The 16,568-nt window shown below is 63.5% G+C and carries 15 protein-coding genes and 4 tRNA genes; 18 read left to right on the top strand and 1 reads right to left on the bottom strand.

The genetic code is table 11. The features are described 5' to 3' along the window. The first annotated feature begins 57 nt into the window (after nt 1–57). Entirely contained in the window at nt 58–1,065 is a 1,008-nt protein-coding gene (gene zapE / locus BLU88_RS10465; RefSeq protein ID WP_092013393.1) for a cell division protein ZapE, read from the top strand. A gap of 94 nt (nt 1,066–1,159) precedes the next feature. Here zapE and BLU88_RS10470 read toward each other — a convergent pair whose 3' ends face one another. Continuing rightward, nucleotides 1,160–1,636 carry a PGPGW domain-containing protein gene (locus tag BLU88_RS10470; RefSeq protein WP_231939355.1) on the bottom strand — a complete coding sequence of 159 codons (477 nt, stop codon included), beginning with the start codon at nt 1,634–1,636 and terminating at the stop codon, nt 1,160–1,162. A gap of 136 nt (nt 1,637–1,772) precedes the next feature. On the opposite strand from BLU88_RS10470, the gene BLU88_RS10475 reads away from it, so the two are divergent. The 17 genes from BLU88_RS10475 to secF all read left to right on the top strand — a co-directional run bounded on the left by BLU88_RS10475 (nt 1,773) and on the right by secF (nt 16,558). Then, nucleotides 1,773–1,845, top strand: a tRNA-Gly gene (locus BLU88_RS10475). A gap of 26 nt (nt 1,846–1,871) precedes the next feature. Further along, nucleotides 1,872–1,942, top strand: a tRNA-Cys gene (locus BLU88_RS10480). A 30-nt stretch (nt 1,943–1,972) separates the two neighbouring features. Further along, a tRNA-Val gene (locus BLU88_RS10485) sits at nt 1,973–2,044 on the top strand. Between the two features lie 37 nt (nt 2,045–2,081). Then, nucleotides 2,082–2,153: transfer RNA gene (locus tag BLU88_RS10490), tRNA-Val, on the top strand. Between the two features lie 626 nt (nt 2,154–2,779). Then, nucleotides 2,780–4,093, top strand: coding sequence for a DUF4190 domain-containing protein (locus BLU88_RS10495; RefSeq protein ID WP_092013401.1), 1,314 nt, complete (start codon nt 2,780–2,782; stop codon nt 4,091–4,093). Nucleotides 4,094–4,288: 195 nt separating this feature from the next. Further along, nucleotides 4,289–6,295: a threonine--tRNA ligase gene (thrS, locus tag BLU88_RS10500; RefSeq protein ID WP_092013404.1), complete on the top strand. Its 2,007-nt coding sequence runs from the start codon at nt 4,289–4,291 to the stop codon at nt 6,293–6,295. Continuing rightward, nucleotides 6,292–6,897, top strand: coding sequence for an HIT family protein (locus BLU88_RS10505; protein WP_092013407.1), 606 nt, complete (start codon nt 6,292–6,294; stop codon nt 6,895–6,897). Before thrS ends, BLU88_RS10505 begins: the two co-directional genes overlap by 4 nt. Next, nucleotides 6,894–7,673, top strand: a complete 780-nt coding sequence (locus BLU88_RS18710; RefSeq protein ID WP_231939356.1) for a hypothetical protein — start codon at nt 6,894–6,896, stop codon at nt 7,671–7,673. Before BLU88_RS10505 ends, BLU88_RS18710 begins: the two co-directional genes overlap by 4 nt. Next, on the top strand, nt 7,622–8,935 hold the full coding sequence (locus tag BLU88_RS18715; protein WP_231939357.1) for an alpha/beta hydrolase family protein: 1,314 nt from the start codon (nt 7,622–7,624) through the stop codon (nt 8,933–8,935). The genes BLU88_RS18710 and BLU88_RS18715 overlap by 52 nt, the downstream gene beginning before the upstream one ends. 130 nt (nt 8,936–9,065) lie before the next feature. Continuing rightward, nucleotides 9,066–9,545, top strand: coding sequence for an NUDIX hydrolase (locus BLU88_RS10515; RefSeq protein WP_092013411.1), 480 nt, complete (start codon nt 9,066–9,068; stop codon nt 9,543–9,545). Between the two features lie 113 nt (nt 9,546–9,658). Beyond that, nucleotides 9,659–10,411, top strand: a complete 753-nt coding sequence (locus BLU88_RS10520; protein ID WP_092013414.1) for a YebC/PmpR family DNA-binding transcriptional regulator — start codon at nt 9,659–9,661, stop codon at nt 10,409–10,411. Beyond that, nucleotides 10,411–11,007, top strand: a complete 597-nt coding sequence (gene ruvC, locus BLU88_RS10525) for a crossover junction endodeoxyribonuclease RuvC (protein ID WP_092013417.1) — start codon at nt 10,411–10,413, stop codon at nt 11,005–11,007. Before BLU88_RS10520 ends, ruvC begins: the two co-directional genes overlap by 1 nt. A gap of 64 nt (nt 11,008–11,071) precedes the next feature. Beyond that, entirely contained in the window at nt 11,072–11,668 is a 597-nt protein-coding gene (ruvA, locus tag BLU88_RS10530; RefSeq protein WP_092013420.1) for a Holliday junction branch migration protein RuvA, read from the top strand. Then, nucleotides 11,665–12,741: a Holliday junction branch migration DNA helicase RuvB gene (gene ruvB / locus BLU88_RS10535; protein WP_092013423.1), complete on the top strand. Its 1,077-nt coding sequence runs from the start codon at nt 11,665–11,667 to the stop codon at nt 12,739–12,741. Before ruvA ends, ruvB begins: the two co-directional genes overlap by 4 nt. 81 nt (nt 12,742–12,822) lie before the next feature. Continuing rightward, complete coding sequence (gene yajC, locus BLU88_RS10540; protein ID WP_231939358.1) at nt 12,823–13,371, top strand: preprotein translocase subunit YajC; 549 nt, start codon at nt 12,823–12,825, stop codon at nt 13,369–13,371. A gap of 38 nt (nt 13,372–13,409) precedes the next feature. Beyond that, the gene (secD, locus tag BLU88_RS10545) at nt 13,410–15,545 is read left to right on the top strand and encodes a protein translocase subunit SecD (RefSeq protein ID WP_231939359.1); all 2,136 of its coding nucleotides are present in this window, start codon (nt 13,410–13,412) and stop codon (nt 15,543–15,545) included. After that, nucleotides 15,542–16,558, top strand: a complete 1,017-nt coding sequence (secF, locus tag BLU88_RS10550) for a protein translocase subunit SecF (protein ID WP_092013429.1) — start codon at nt 15,542–15,544, stop codon at nt 16,556–16,558. Before secD ends, secF begins: the two co-directional genes overlap by 4 nt. The last annotated feature ends 10 nt before the right edge of the window (nt 16,559–16,568 follow it).

Below are 16,568 nucleotides of genomic sequence, written 5' to 3' on the forward strand. Positions count from 1 at the left end.
CCACATCACCTGGGCGGAGTTGAACCGGGCGCTCTGGCCTGCCTTAGACTAGGCCGAGTGAATGCCGAGCAGACTCTGGTCGCACTGAGCGACCGATCCCCACAGGTTGCCCCCGAAGAGCTCATCGCAGGACTGGTGCCGCCGCCTCAGTTCCAGGATGTGTCATTCGACAGCTACCGCACCGACCCCGCCGAACCTTCGCAGGAAGACGCGCGGAACAAGCTGCGGGAATTCACTCAACGCTCCACGAGCCCAGGATTCTTCGGCAAGCTGTTCTCGAAGGGCAAGTCCGGTGCCAAGGGTGTCTACCTCGACGGCGGCTACGGTGTCGGCAAGACGCACCTGCTGGCATCGGCCTGGCACGCCAACGAGAAGCCGGCGACCTTCGGCACCTTCGTCGAATACACGAACCTCGTCGGAGCTCTGGGCTTCGCACGGGCCCGCGATGACCTGTCGAAGATGAAGCTCGTCTGCGTCGACGAATTCGAGCTCGACGACCCCGGCGACACCGTGCTCATGTCCCGGCTGATGCGTGAACTCACCGACGCGGGAGTGAAGATCATAGCGACGTCCAACACTCTGCCCGGGTCTCTGGGGGAGGGCCGCTTCGCCGCTCAGGACTTCCTGCGTGAGATTCAGGCGCTGGCCGATCAGTTCGAGGTCTACCGCATCGACGGCAAGGACTATCGTGCCCGTGAGATCACCGCTCCGGCGGATCCGCTGCCGGAGTCCGAACTCGGCTCGGCCGCGAGCCGGCTCGACGGGGTCGTCGCTCGTGACGACTTCTCCGAGCTGCTCAGTCACTTGTCCACCGTCCACCCCTCACGCTACGGTCGGATGGTCGACGGCGTCGACGCGGCCGTGTGGGAGAACGTGCGCGCCATCGACAACGAGAGTGTGGCTCTGCGCTTCGTCGCTCTCGTCGACCGGCTCTACGACCGCAATGTGCATATCATCAACTCCGGCGCGGCCCTCGACAAGGTCTTCACGGAGGAGTCGCTGGCCGGCGGATACAAGAAGAAGTACATGCGCTGCCTCTCCCGCCTGACAGCCCTGTCGTCTTGAGCCGGGTCAGGGTTCGACGGAACCCTGCCGACCGAGACTGCATTGACGGCGCCCGTCACACCCTCGATCGAGGGTGTGACGGGCGCCGTTCGTCTCAGTGCAGACCGAGCAGATCGAGGACGCGCAGATCCGGGACCCAATCGGGCAGACCCGTGAGTCTGAGTGCGAACCACACGATGACTCCGACGAAGGCGGCAGTGGCTGCACCGATGGTCCACCGCACCCATAGGGGCTTCGCCATGATCCAATGCGTCCAGCGTTCGACATTCACGCGGACGAAGTGCAGAAGGCGCTGAGCCCAGCGGAACTCACTGGAGATGATGAACAGGCCGATGATGACGATGAGCCAGCCCGGACCGGGCAGCGGAACAAGAACGAGGCCGATGAGCACGATGAGCGTGCCGAGTCCGCCGACGATGCTGCGATAGATGCGAGCCGTGTGCGTATTCGCCAGCACTGTGCGGCGCCACCGGAGGAAGCCCAGACGCAGCTTGCGCCACGGTCGGGGACCTTGTCGGTGGTGGCGTGACAACCAGCCTTTGGGGCGGGTCTGCGGGCTCTCTGCATTCACCCAACCACTATAAGATGGTGACCCTGAAAGCTTGATCGAAGAGTGTGAGCACGATCACCCGATCCTGATTTTGCGTATGCCGCCACCTGCGTATAGAGTTATATCTCGTTGCCAGGGAAACCGGGCAGCGAGAAATGCGGATGTGGCTCAGTTGGTAGAGCATCACCTTGCCAAGGTGAGGGTCGCGGGTTCGAGTCCCGTCATCCGCTCGGAGGCGTCATGGCACTGCCTTGGCGGTGGCGTGGCCGAGAGGCGAGGCAGCGGCCTGCAAAGCCGTATACACGGGTTCGAATCCCGTCGCCACCTCGGACGACCGACAGAAACGTCGGTTGACCAGCGCGATTGGCGCAGCGGTAGCGCGCTTCCTTCACACGGAAGAGGTCACTGGTTCGATCCCAGTATCGCGCACAGGGACCCTCGGGTTCCGGTGCAACAAATGAATAGAGCGCGATTGGCGCAGCGGTAGCGCGCTTCCCTGACACGGAAGAGGTCACTGGTTCGATCCCAGTATCGCGCACAGAAGGAGCCCCGAGTGATCCACTCGGGCTTCGTGCATTCACGCTCGAGCTCAGTTTCGCTACAGCCCGCTTCAGGGTCAGTAGCCCAGTTTCAAATATGGGCTCTTCGCCCCAAGCTGGGCCCTACTCGGTCCGATGCAGTTGGTTCGCTCATCGCTTCCCGGGCAGTCTTCCTACACACTTATCGGACGCAGTCCTTACACACCTATCTGACGCCTCCGAGTCCATGCTTGCTTATCGAACACCGGCTGAGTCGTTGCGCCGATTCAGAGGTGGGGCCGCCGCGGAAGGCGGTTTTGGTGCGGGTTCCTCTGGAATCATCACGTTCTTCGCTGTGCAATTCAGAGCCAGGTGTACCAAACGGCCGGATCGCGGCCGAGCGGCATCATTGCTGCGACCGTGTCTCCTGCGTCGGAAAGCGATGACGCGCATACGTGGGGAGGCCGTCGGCGGGAGGCGATGACTGGTGTGGTTAGACAGTGACATCGGAGACTCATGGCGCGGATGCGGATTGTGTAAGTTTCGTTCACCGTGTTCCAGGACTGAAACGCGGTCAGCATGCGGTATCAATGGGGTTTGCTAGTACGCTAGGTGTTGTACTAAACGACGATGACTCGGAGCACCTATGTCTACTCCTCAGAACCCGTACGGTTCGGGTGACGGTTCGCCCAACAACCCGAACGGGCAGAACCCGAACAACCAGCCGCCGAATGCCCCCAACTACGGCAACGATCAGAACGGCGGTCAGCAGTCCGGTCAGTACGCTTCGGGGCAGCCCGGTCAGCAGTACGGATCGTCGAGTGACCAGCCCAATGGTTCGCAGCCGAACTACGGTCAGGGCGGCTACGACGGTTCGCAGCAGTACGGACAGCAGGCTCCCCAGTACGACTCACAGCCGAACTACGGTGCGCCGAATGACCAGAATCAGTATGGCCAGAACCAGTACGGCCAGGATCCGAACAATCAGAACCAGTACGGTCAGGGCCAGCCTGACCAGAACCCGTACGGGGACAACCAGTATGGGCAGAACCCCTACGACGCCAACCCGCAGGGATACGACGCCAACCAGTACGGACAGCAGTCGGCCTACGTCGGTGCCGACGGATCCTCCGATCAGTTCATTCCGGCCAACCCGAACTCCGGCTACGGGCAGTATCCCTCGGGTGCCGGTGGCAACACCTCGAAGAACATCTGGGGCATCCTCGCCCTCATCGGCGGCATCGTCGGCGTCATCGGATCGTTCTTCTTCGGTATCGGCGCGATCTTCGGCATCGCAGCGGTCATCTTCGGCTTCATCGGACTCTCCGCCGTCAAGAAGGGCCTCGCCAGCAACAAGGGCCTCAACATCACCGGCATCATCCTCGGGTTCCTTTCGGTAGTCATCGCGATCATCTCGATCGTCGCGACCGTCATGTTCGGTGCCTTCATCTTCAACGCAGCCGAAGAAGCGGCCAGCTCCTCCGCGCCCGCCGACCCCAGCCAGGGTGCGGGCCAGGACCCTGGCCAGGGCTCCGGCGGCTCCGACGGCGGCAACGCCGCGCCTGCTCAGGCAGGCGAGGTCGAGATCGGCACCGACGTCACCGCCCAGATTAATGTCCGCGAGGGCACCGTCTCGTCGTCCGCCTCCGGCGCCGAGTCGTCCAACGGTGAGGTCGCCATCGTGACGATGACCGTGAAGAACAACTCCAGCTCCGACCTGGAGATGACTCTCGCGAATCTGTCCGCCAACAACGGCGGCAGCACGGAATACGACGACGTCTTCGACGGCGGAAACTACAAGGGCTCCCTGGCCTTCGCCGACCCGGTTCCCGCAGGCGGCGAAACGACTTATGAATTCGCCTTCGGAGTCCCCAAGGCTGAGATCGATGGGATGCACCTAAAGCTCGAACTCATCGATGACCTCGGCAAGGGAACGGACTTCGAGTTCTACAAGCAATGACGGTCCGAACCCCGAGGTGACAGGGCGCATACGGCCCTGACAGCTCGGGTTCAGGCCCCGGCAGACTCAGCATGGGTGGCAGTCATTCGACTGCCACCCAACTGATTTGTCGCAACCGAATTGGTACTAGAATCTGAGGGTGAGCAGCCCACCGGACGGGTTGCTCGAATGAATACAGACGAACGGAGAAGATCAGTGGCAGACAGCATCGACTGCGCGGGCGAAAGCATTCCCTGGAAAGAGGGTCTGACCGGAACGGAGATCTTCTCCACCGACCGCACAGTCGTCGCCCTGTGGCTGAACGGCGAACCTGCCGATCTCAGCCGCGAGCTGCAGTCAGGAGACCGGATCGCTCCGATCACCATCGACTCCGACGCCGGACTCGACATCCTGCGCCACTCCACCGGCCACGTCACCGCTCAGGCCGTCCAGGAGCTCTTCCCCGGAACCAAGCTCGGCATCGGGCCCTACATCACCGACGGCTACTACTTCGATTTCGACACCGTCGAACCCTTCACCCCCGAGGACCTCAAGGCGATTCAGAAGAAGGCCGCCCAGATCGTCAAGTCCGGCCAGACCTTCAATCGCGTCGTCGTCTCCGAAGAAGAGGCCCGCGAGCGGATGGCCGACGAGCCGTACAAGCTCGAACTCATCGACGACAAGGGCAAGGGCAGCGACGAGGAGACCTCTGTCGAGGTCGGCGGAGGTGAACTCACCGTCTACGAAAACGTCGACCGCAAGGGCGAGGTCGTCTGGCAGGACCTCTGCCGCGGCCCCCACCTGCCCAACACCAAGCTCATCGGCAACGGCTTCGCCATCACCCGATCCTCGGCGGCCTATTGGCGCGGCGACCAGGCGAATGCGAGCCTGCAGCGCGTCTACGGAACTGCTTGGGCGTCGAAGGACGACCTCAGGGCCTACCAGGACCGCATCGCAGAGGCCGAGCGTCGCGACCACCGCAAGCTCGGCGCCGAAATGGACCTGTTCTCCTTCCCCGAGGAGCTCGGATCCGGCCTGCCCGTCTTCCATCCCAAGGGCGGCGTCATCAAACGCGAAATGGAAGACTACGTGCGCGCCCGCCACATCGACGAGGGCTTTGAATACGTCGGCACCCCGCACATCTCGAAAGAGACTTTGTATTACACCTCGGGGCACCTGCCCTACTACGGCGAGAACATGTTCCCGGCCATGTCCGTCGACGAGGTCCGCAACGAGTCCGGACAGGTCGTCAGGGAGGGCACTCCCTACCGGCTCAAAGCCATGAACTGCCCGATGCACAACCTCATCTACCGGTCCCGCGGCCGCTCCTATCGCGATCTGCCGCTTCGCCTGTTCGAGTTCGGCACCGTCTACCGTGACGAAGCCTCCGGAGTCATCCACGGCCTCACCCGCGTCCGCGCACTGACCCAGGACGACTCGCACTCCTACGTCGCGCAGGAAGACGCCGCCGCAGAGATCCGTCACCTGCTGGGCTTCGTGCTCAGCCTGCTGCGCGACTTCGGCCTCGACGACTTCTACCTCGAACTCTCCACCCGCGATGAGGAGGGGAAGAAGGCCGACAAGTTCATCGGCTCCGACGAACAGTGGGCCGAAGCCACGAGCGTGCTTGAGGAGGTCGCCCAGGAGACCGGACTCGAGCTCGTCCCCGACCCGGGCGGCGCTGCCTTCTACGGTCCGAAGATCTCCGTCCAGGCCCGCGACGCCATCGGACGCACTTGGCAGATGTCGACCGTCCAGCTCGACTTCAACCAGCCCGAGCGCTTCGGACTCGAATACGTCGCCGCCGACGGCTCCCGCAAACAGCCGGTGATGATCCACTCCGCGAAGTTCGGCTCCATCGAGCGCTTCCTCGGCGTGCTCACCGAGCACTACGCCGGTGCCTTCCCCGTGTGGCTTGCGCCCGTACAGGTGACCTGCATTCCCGTGGCGGACGAGTTCAACGACTACCTCGCCGAGGTGGCCGACCAGCTGCGCAAGGCCGGGGTCCGCGTCGAGCTCGACGACAGCGACGACCGGTTCCCCAAGAAGATCCGCAATGCGTCGAAGTCGAAGGTGCCCTTCACCCTCATCGCCGGGGGAGAGGATCGCGACGCCGCAGCAGTGTCCTTCCGCTTCCGCAGCGGTGAACAGGAGAACGGCGTTCCCGTCGCCGAGGCGGTGCGACGGATCCTCGACTCGATCGAAACCAAGGCCCAGGTATGAGCGGAGGCGGCAGCGACCGAACCGCACAGGAGAACTCAGACGGCCGCCTCGGCGAGGGGATTGCCTACCCCGAGGCTGCTGCTGGGTTTCCCGGCGAACCCGACGGATTCCAACGCCTGTGGACCCCGCATCGGATGGTCTACATCGACGGTCAGGACAAACCGAAGGACGCCGGGGCCGAGGAATGCCCGTTCTGCACGGCACCGTCGAAGACCGACGAAGACGGACTCATCGTCGCCCGCGGTGAGTCCGTGTATGTGGTGCTCAACCTCTACCCGTACAACCCGGGACACCTGCTCATCTGCCCCTATCGGCATGTCGCCGATTTTACGGATCTGACTCAAGAGGAGACCGTCGAACTCGCCGAATTCACCCAGAAGGCGATGCGCGTCATCCGTGCCGTATCCGGACCCCACGGGTTCAACCTGGGCATGAACCAGGGACCGGTGGCCGGCGCGGGAATCGCCGCTCACCTGCACCAGCACGTCGTCCCGCGCTGGGGTGGAGATGCGAACTTCCTGCCCGTGATCGCCCAGACCAAGGCTCTGCCGCAAGTGCACGCCGATGTGCAGGCACGCCTGTCAAAGGAATGGAACAGATGAATCCAGAAGACCTCGGCGCTGTTGCCGAGTACTCCTCACCCGTGCTGCGCGGTCGAGACACCGTCATCACGATCCGAAGACCCGACCTTGAGACCAACACCTACCTCGCCCAGCTGTTCTCGCTGACAGAGGACAGCTCCAGGCGGCTGACCCACTCGTGGTCGGACTCGAACCCGCAGTGCGGGCGGAACTGGTCGGGCTACCTGAGCGCGGAGAAGAAAGCCGCCCCGCAGCTCTTCGTCGGCGACAGTCTGGAGACGGCACACCAGATCACGGACAACCACCTCGGCGTGTCCGAATTCGTCCTCGACGACTCCCGCGCCAGGGCCCTCTACGTCGCCCGGGTCGCCGAACCCGGCCGCTACGGACTCGATGACGCCATTCCTGCGGCCGAAGAGGCCCCACGCCGGATCACCACGGCAACCTACCTGGCCAACGGCCTCGGCTATACGAATGACCGTCCGGCCCGGGCCTTCCTCGTCGACCTCGCCGAACCCGGACTCGGCACCGTCGGTTTGCGCGGGGCCTCCGAAGTGCCGTTGTCGACCCTGCTGACAACCCCGGACACCGACGTCCACGACCCGCAGTTCTCTCCGCACGGCACGCGCGTGTCCGTGATCTCCTCCCTCCGCCCCGACTGGGGACAGCCGGACCTGCGCTCGACGGTCTGGCTGCTCGGGGAGAGGAGCCGACACCGCTCGACCTGCCCTCCATGGACGTCGGCGTGCACCGATGGCTCGACGAAGACACCGTCCTGCTGCTCGGCAACGCCCTGACACGCGACGAACTCGACTTCGTCGGACAGATGCCAGGTCTCTTCATCCACGATGTGAGCACCGGCTCCACGAGGCGGCTGTCCGACCCGGAAACCGTGGCCCTGGCCGGGGTTCCACCACAGGTCCATGGGAGAACGGTCATCGCCGCCGTCGACGCCGACGGAGCCACACGGATCGTTCGCATCGGCCTCGACGCGGCGGAGATCGCATTCGACGAACTCGAGTTCCTCACCGACGACACGACCGTCGTCAACGGCTTCGACCTCGACGGCGACACCCTCGTCTTCACCGGATCGACACCGCAGTCTCCCGCAGTGCTCGGCCGCATCACCCTCGGCGAGCGCGTGGAATCCTTGGCCGCCTCGGCGACGGGCGTCTCTGCCATCGTCAAGGAGCATCCGGCACCGGCGAACTCCGTCCTGCCCCAGGTGCTGCGGGTGCCAGGCGTTTCCGGAACAATCACCGGCTGGCTGGCCAAACCGGTTGGCGACGGACCTTTTCCCGTCATCCTCAACATCCACGGCGGACCCTTCGCCCAGTACACGCATTCGTGGTTCGACGAGACCCAGGTGCTCACATCCGCAGGCTACGCCGTCGTATTCTCGAACCCGCGCGGTTCCGGCGGCCGTACCCGCAGTTGGGGGACCGCCGTCCAAGGCGATATGGCAGCTCCGGCGATGTCCGACGTGCTCGTCGTTCTCGACCATGTCCTCGACACCGATCCTTCGCTCGACCGCGACCGTCTGGGCATCCAGGGCGGATCGTATGGGGGTTATCTCACAGCTATGACGATCGCCGCAGACCATCGCTTCCGCGCCGCCATCGTCGAACGCGGCTACCTCGACCCCGACAGCTTCGTCGGAACCTCCGACATCGGCCGCTTCTTCACCGAGGAGTACACGAGCCGCAGCCGTGAGGCCATCGAACGCCAGTCACCCCTGGCTCACGCCCCACAGGTCGGCACACCGACGCTGGTGATGCACTCGGAACTCGATCTGCGCTGCCCGCTGGAACAGGCCCAGCAGTACTATGCGGCCCTGCAGAGAGCCGGAGTCGACACCGAGATGCTCATCTTCCCCGGCGAGAACCACGAACTCTCCCGAGCCGGCCAGCCCCGCCATCGCAGACAGCGCTTCGAAGCCATCCTCGACTGGTGGGACCGCCGTCTGAGCGGCGGGGATCGGACACAGTCGGAGGATGAGCGACATCCTCCGGAAGCGGCAGATCCCGAAGCCGCCTCCGCACCCGACTCCGCGTCATGAGCGTCGAGTTGGTCGGTAGCGCACAGAGCCGATATCGTTCTCTGGACCGCTGTCGCGCTCTTGCCGAAATCCCCCAGCATCATTATTCTGCAAACACTTGCCTCCCCTCGCCGCCGATCACTGGAGAAACATGAAACCTCGTAAAGCCTCACGGGTCGTATTACTCAATGAGCGCGACGAGGTTCTCCTGATCCGGGCGCAGGATCTGCTGACGCCCAGCCACCAATGGTGGATGACCTGCGGAGGCGGCTCTGAACTCGGCGAGTCGGCCGCGCAGACGGCAGCCCGGGAACTGGCGGAGGAGACCGGGATCGAATGCGAACCTCACGAACTCATCGGTCCCTTGGCCACTCGTGACGAAGTCTTCGATTTCACGGAGAAGTCGCTGCGCCAGGTCGAAACCTACTTCGCGTTCCGCACCACAGAGGACATCGAACTCGAAGACGCGGTGTGGACGGACATCGAGAAACGCAGCCTGCTCGAATTCCGCTGGTGGACCCGCGAGGAGCTCCTGGCCACGACGGAGACGATCTATCCGAGGAACCTGCTCGGCCTCATCGATCTGGCCACCGCCGGGTCCGTTCCCGAAGTGCCGCTGGTCATCGACTGAACTCGCGACGGCAGTACGGTGCGAGTCCGCACGGAACCGCGAACAGACGTCTGCACGAGCTTCCACGGTCAGCGTATAGACTTGAGAGGCTGTAACTACAGGAAGGAACACCAGTGTCAGGTCATTCCAAATGGGCAACGACTAAACACAAGAAGGCTGCCATCGATGCCAAGCGCGGCAAGCTCTTTGCCAAGCTGATCAAGAACATCGAGGTTGCCGCTCGCAACGGTGGTCCCGACCCCGACGGCAACCCGACGCTGTTCGATGCGATCCAGAAGGCGAAGAAGAACTCGGTTCCCGCCGACAACATCACCCGCGCGGTCAAGCGCGGCGGCGGACTCGACGGTTCCGGAGTCAACTACGAGACGATCATGTACGAAGGCTACGCCGCCGGCGGTGTGGCGCTGCTCATCGAGTGTCTCACCGACAACCGCAACCGTGCCGCCTCCGAAGTCCGTGTGGCCGTGACCCGCAACGGCGGTTCGATGGCCGATCCCGGTTCGGTGACCTACAACTTCAACCGCAAGGGCGTCATCACGGTCAATGCGGAGGAGACTGACGAAGAGGCCATTCTGCTGGCGACCATGGACGCCGGAGCCGAAGAGGTCAAGGAAATCGGCGACAAGTTCGAGATCATCTGCGAGGCCACCGATCTCGTGGCCGTGCGCACCGCCCTCGTCGACGACGGAATCGACTACGACTCGGCCGAAGCCTCCTTCGTGCCCGAGCTCGAGGTCAGCCTCGACGCGGATACCGCGCAGAAGGTCTTCGCCCTCATCGACGCGCTCGAAGACAGCGACGAGGTGCAGAACGTCTACTCGAACGCCGATGTCAGCGATGAGGTCCTCGCCGAACTCGATGCCTGATGCGCATCCTCGGCGTTGATCCCGGACTGACCCGGTGCGGGCTCGGTGTCATCGACACCCTGCCCGCCCGGAAGGCGAAGATGGTGGCCGTCGACGTCCTGCGGACTCCCTCGGTCGATTCCGTCGACCTGCGTCTCGGTGCCATCGCCGAGGCGTTCGACACGTGGCTGGATACGTACCGTCCCGATGTCGTGGCCATCGAACGGGTCTTCGCCCGCAACGATGTGTCCACGATCATGGGCACTGCCCAGGCATCGGGACTGACCATGGGGTTGGCTGCCCGCCGCGGACTGCCCGTGGCCATGCACACCCCGTCCGAGGTCAAGGCCGCGATCACCGGTTCCGGACGAGCTGACAAGAAGCAGGTGACCTCGATGGTCACGCGGATCCTCGGCCTCGACGCACCGCCGAAGCCCGCCGACGCTGCCGATGCCCTGGCGATCGCGATCTGCCACTCCTGGCGTGGGGCACTGTCGGCCCAATCGACTCCGGGGATGAACAAGGACCTCACCGAACGCAAATCCGGCGGACGGCAGGGGAGCGGACTGACGAAGGCTCAGCAGCAATGGGCCGAGGCTATGCGGCGCGCCAGATGAGCATGGGGGAGCGGGTGCCTGCTAACCTGGATTCGTACACGTGTTCCCCCAAGAAAGGCTGTTCGTGATCAGTTTCCTCGCCGGTACTGTGCATCGGATCGCAGCTGACCACCTCGTCGTTCTCACCTACGGTGTCGGCCGCAAGGTCCACGTCATCCCTGATACCCTGGCCGGGACTCGGCACGGGGCCGAGATCGAACTGGTCACCAGCCTCGTGGTGCGCGAAGACTCGATGACCCTTTACGGCTTCGGCACCGAGGACGAGAACCACACCTTCGAGGTGCTGCTGTCGATCTCCGGAATCGGTCCGCGTCTGGCGATGGCGATCCTGTCCGTGATGGGGCCCGACGAGCTCGCCGCCGCGATCACGAACCAGGACGCGAATGCGCTCACCCGGGTGCCCGGAATCGGGAAGAAAGGCGCCTCACGCATCATCCTCGAACTCGAGAACAAACTGCCGAAGCTCACCGCCGCCGCTTCCGGGCCGACCCTGTCCTTCGGCGGCGGCAACCAGCAGGTCGTCGACGCTCTCGTCGGACTCGGTTGGAAGGAAGCGCAGGCCGAGGAGGTCGTCGCCGAGGTCGTCAAGGAGACCGGTGCTGATGCCGGCACCTCCGTGGTCCTCAAGGCCGCGCTGAAGGTCCTGGGTGCGAAGAAATGACGAGTTCCTTCGACCGTGACTCCTACGAGGTGGACTTCGGTGAGCAGGATCTGACCGGAGCCGAACAGGAGAGGCTCGTCTCCGGTCGCGCCGAGACTGCAGATCGCGATGCCGAGGCGGCGCTGCGTCCGAAGGGCCTGACCGACTTCATCGGCCAGCCGCAGGTGCGTGAACAGCTATCGCTCGTGCTCGACGCGGCGAAGGCCAGACAGAAGGCTCCCGACCATGTGCTGCTCTCCGGCCCTCCCGGGCTCGGCAAGACCACTCTGGCGATGATCATCGCGCATGAGATGAACTCGAGCCTGCGGGTGACGTCCGGTCCGGCCGTTCAGCATGCCGGTGACCTCGCCGCCATCCTGTCCTCTCTCGAAGAGGGTGAAGTCCTCTTCATCGACGAGATCCACCGGATGGCACGGGCGGCGGAAGAGATGCTGTACGTGGCGATGGAGGATTTCCGAGTCGACGTCATCGTCGGCAAGGGTCCCGGCGCCACTGCCATCCCGCTCGACCTCCCACAGTTCACCCTTGTCGGTGCGACCACCAGGTCCGGTCTGCTGCCGGCGCCTCTGCGCGACCGCTTCGGCTTCACTGCCCTGCTCGACTTCTATTCGAGTGCGGACCTGCTCACGGTTCTGCAGCGCTCGGCCCGGATGCTCGGCATCGAATCCGAACTGGCCGGGCTCGAAGAGATCTCCACGCGGTCCCGGGGCACTCCCCGAATCGCGAACCGTCTGCTGCGCCGCGTCCGCGACTGGGCGCAGGTGCGCGGCAGCGGACTCATCGACGAGGAAGCCGCCACCAACGCTCTGCGCGTCTACGAGGTCGACGAACTCGGTCTCGATCGCCTCGATCGGTCGGTTCTGCAGGTTCTGTGCAAGCGCTTCGGCGGGGGCCCGGTGGGGCTGGGCACCCTCGCAGTGTCCGTCGGCGAAGAAGCCGATACTGTCGAAACCGTGTCCGAGCCCTACCTCGTGCGGGAGGGGCTGATCAGCCGCACCCCACGTGGCCGCGTGGCCACCACGGCGGCCTGGAAGCACCTGAAAATGCAGATCCCAGCAAACTATGAGTTCTGAACCCCGCATTTGAGTTCGCTATGAGTGGTGAGGACGAACTAAGCTGGTTCACTGATTCATTCATATGAAAGGCTGATATCTGTGGATTTGCTCATCCCTCTTGCGCTTGCTGCGCTGCTGATCTTTTTCCTGTTCAATTCTCGGCGTAAGCAGAAAGCGCGTGCGGAGCAGATCAAGTCGGGGCTCGTGCCCGGCGCAACCGTGATGACGACGTTCGGTGTCTTCGGCACCGTGCTCTCCATCGATGAAGAGAACAACCAGGTGACCATCGAATCGGGACCCGGAACTGTTCTGCGCGTCCACCGCCAGGCCATCGGCCAGATTGAGAACAACCAGGCCGCCGAGTCCCTCGACGCTCCTGGAGCCGCCGCGCCCGCCGTCGATGCTGATAACGATGCGGACGCCGCCGAGGAGAAGCCGGCCATCACCGATGCCGAGCTCGACGCCATGAACGAACGCAAGCGCGCCGAGAAGGACGCAAAAGACGAAGACGCAGCTGATGACGTCATCGCTGACGAAACGGCTGCGAAGACCGAGGACGTCGACGCCGACGCTGCAGCTGAGACCGATGCCGACTCCGCCGCCGCGGACGACGATTCCACGGACTCGGATACTGACAAGAAGAACTGATCCGTTCTCACACTCTGCTCCCGACTGAAAGCTGAAACGTGTCCGATATCGAAGAAAAACCACGCCCTGGTTTGCGCTTCCTGTGGCTGACCATCATCACTGTGGTCCTCGCCGCAATCATCGCCGGCGGAGTCATCTGGTCCAATGCCACGACGAGTCCGAAACTCGCACTCGATCTCGAGGGCGGAACGTCGATCATCCTGGAGCCGCAGGTATCCAAGGGCACGGACATCAGCAAGGAGCAGCTCGACCAGGCCGTGGCTATCATCCGCCAGCGCGTCGACTCGACCGGGGTCTCCGAAGCAGAGATCACGACGCAGGGCGATCGCAATATCGTCGTGAACCTGCCTGGCAACCCTGATGAGGAGACGCGAAACCTCGTGCGCTCATCGGCTCAGCTCGTGTTCCGTCGTGTGGCGCTGGTCGGTGACCCGCGTTCACAGGAGCAGATCCAGAAGGAGCAGGAGAAGAGCGGCGGCCAGGAGTCGGGCGGCGATGACGGGCTGAGCGACGAGGAGCGCAAACGCCTCGAGGACCTCACCGGTGCCGATTCGAAGGGCGACGGCCAGGGCCAGGAGCAGGCTCCGTCCGGCGGCGGCGAAGTCGTCAAAGCCGGAGGATCGGCTGAGAAGAAAACCGACGAATCCTCCTCGAAGACGAAGTCCTCGGAATCGAAGAGCAAGGACACGGAGAAGTCCGGGCAAGGCAGCGGATCGAGCGAAGGCTCGAAGGTCACCGACTCGACACCGCGGCCTCTGTTCGATCCCGAGAAGGATGCTTCTGAGTGGCAGACGAACAAGATCATCAAGGAATACACAGAGCTCGACTGCACGAATAAGAAGAACCGGACGGGCGGCCAGCAGAAGCCCGCGGACGAACCGGTCGTCTCATGCTCCGAGGACGGACAGGCGAAGTACATCCTCGGACCCGTCGAACTCTCCGGTGATCACCTCGCCGATGCCAGTGCGGGCTATGCAGCGGGAGCCAACGGCGTGCAGACCAACAACCCTGCCGTCAATCTGTCCTTCGATGCGACCGGCCGTGAGATCTTCAAGCAGATCACCTCTGACATCACCGGCAAACAGCAGCCGTACAACCAGTTCGCGATCGAACTCGATGGTCTCGTGCTCTCGGCTCCGTCCTCGGACGCAGTGATCACCGACGGCAACGCGCAGATCACCGGTGACTTCTCCCTCGACGAGGCACAGACTCTGGCCAATCAGCTCAAGAACGGTTCGCTGCCGCTGAGCTTCCAGGTCCAGAGCGAGGACCAGATCTCGCCGACCCTGGGATCGAACTACCTCAAGATCGGTCTGCTCACCGGACTCGTCGGACTCCTCCTCGTCGTCGTCTACTCGCTGCTGCAGTACCGAGTGCTCGGCCTCGTCACGGTCTCGAGCCTCGTCGTCGCCGGTGTGCTCACGTATCTGCTGCTGTTGTTGGCATCGTGGAGATACGGCTACAGACTGTCTCTGGCGGGTGTCGCCGGTATCATCATCGGCATCGGCATGGCGGCCGACTCGTTCATCGTCTACTTCGAACGTGTCAGAGACGAGCTGCGCAGCGGGCGCAATCTGCTCTCCGCCGTCGAAGTCGGCTGGGACCGCGCCAAGCGCACGATCTACGCTTCGAAGGCCGTGAACATGCTCGCCGCGGTCATTCTCTACATCCTGGCCGTGGGCTCGGTGCGAGGCTTCGCCTTCACCCTGGGTCTGACCGTGATCATCGACGTGCTCATCGTCTTCCTGTTCACCCACCCGATGCTGCAGTTCCTGGCCCGCACGAAGTTCTTCGGCGAGGGCCACCCGATGTCGGGTATGGATCCGCGTCTGCTCGGGGTCAAACCCGCTGCATACCGCGGAGCGCTGAACCTGTCGATCGATGACAAGGACAAGTCGCCCGAGGCGAAGCGTCGTGAGAAAGCGCGGATGCGCAAGGCCGGAATAGCAGCCGAGGACTCCCAGACGACTGCGGCAGCAGCCGCGTCCGAAACGGAGGAGACCTCGACGAAGAAGAGCAAAGCCGCGAAGTCGGCGAAGTCGAAAGGGTCGAAGACCGCGACTGCGACGGGCGGAATGACCATCGCCGAACGTAAGGCCGCGGCTCGACGAGCCGAAGAGGACGATGCCGCCAAAGACTCGGCAGCATCGGATGGCAAGGAGGCTGACAAGTGAAACGGTTCTTTGCCTGGGGCAACCGCCTGCACAGCGGCGAATCATCGATCCCGTTCGTCGGCAAGGCGAAGCTGTGGCTCGGCATCGCCGGCGTCCTCGTCCTCCTGTCCCTGCTCGTCCCGCTCATCTTCGGCTTCAACTTCGGCATCGCCTTCAAAGGCGGTTCGCAGTTCCAGGTCGACCACGTCAGCGACACCTCGGCAGCCAAGGGCGAAGGCATCGTCAACGAGGCGGTGTCCGGATCCGAACCGCGCCTGACGCCGACCAGCGACACGGCCGTCCAGATCGAGACGAACCAGCTCACCGACTCGCAGATGCAGGACGTCCGCGACGCCCTCGTCGGGGGCTACGACGTGAAAGTCGAAGACGTCACCTCGACATTCGTCGGTCCCGAATGGGGACAGGACGTGACGTCGAAGATGATCCGCGCACTCGTCATCTTCGTTGCCATCGCGCTCGTCGTCATGGCGCTGTACTTCCGCACCTGGAAGATGTCGGTCGCCGCGATCGTCGGACTCTTCGCCGTGATGATCGTGACCATGGGCATCTACTCGGCCACCGGCTTCGAAGTCACACCGGAGGCCATCATCGGCTTCCTCACAGTGCTCAGCTTCTCGCTCTACGACACGGTGGTCGTCTTCGACAAGATCCGAGAGAACACGAGCAGATTCGAGGAGAAGCGGAACCTCAAATTCTCCGAACTCGTCAACCTCGGTGTGAATCAGACGACCGTGCGCTCGATCAACACCTCGGTGGTGTCCGTTCTCCCGATCGCCTCGATCCTCTTCATCGGCGTGTTCCTGCTCGGCGCGGGCACGCTGGTCGATATCTCGCTGTCGCTGTTCATCGGTACTATAGTGGCAGCCGCTTCGACGCTGTTCGTCGCGAGCCCCCTCTACGCCGTCCTCCGTGCCAACGAGCCGGCGGTCAAGGCACAGGAGGAGGCCGTGCGTGAACTACGCTTGAAGAACGGGGAAGCAGACGTCCCACCGGTGACTCACGCCGAAGTCTGATTCCCGAGAG

The organism is Brevibacterium siliguriense (assembly GCF_900105315.1).
In the GTDB taxonomy this organism is placed as follows: Bacteria; Actinomycetota; Actinomycetes; order Actinomycetales; family Brevibacteriaceae; genus Brevibacterium; species Brevibacterium siliguriense.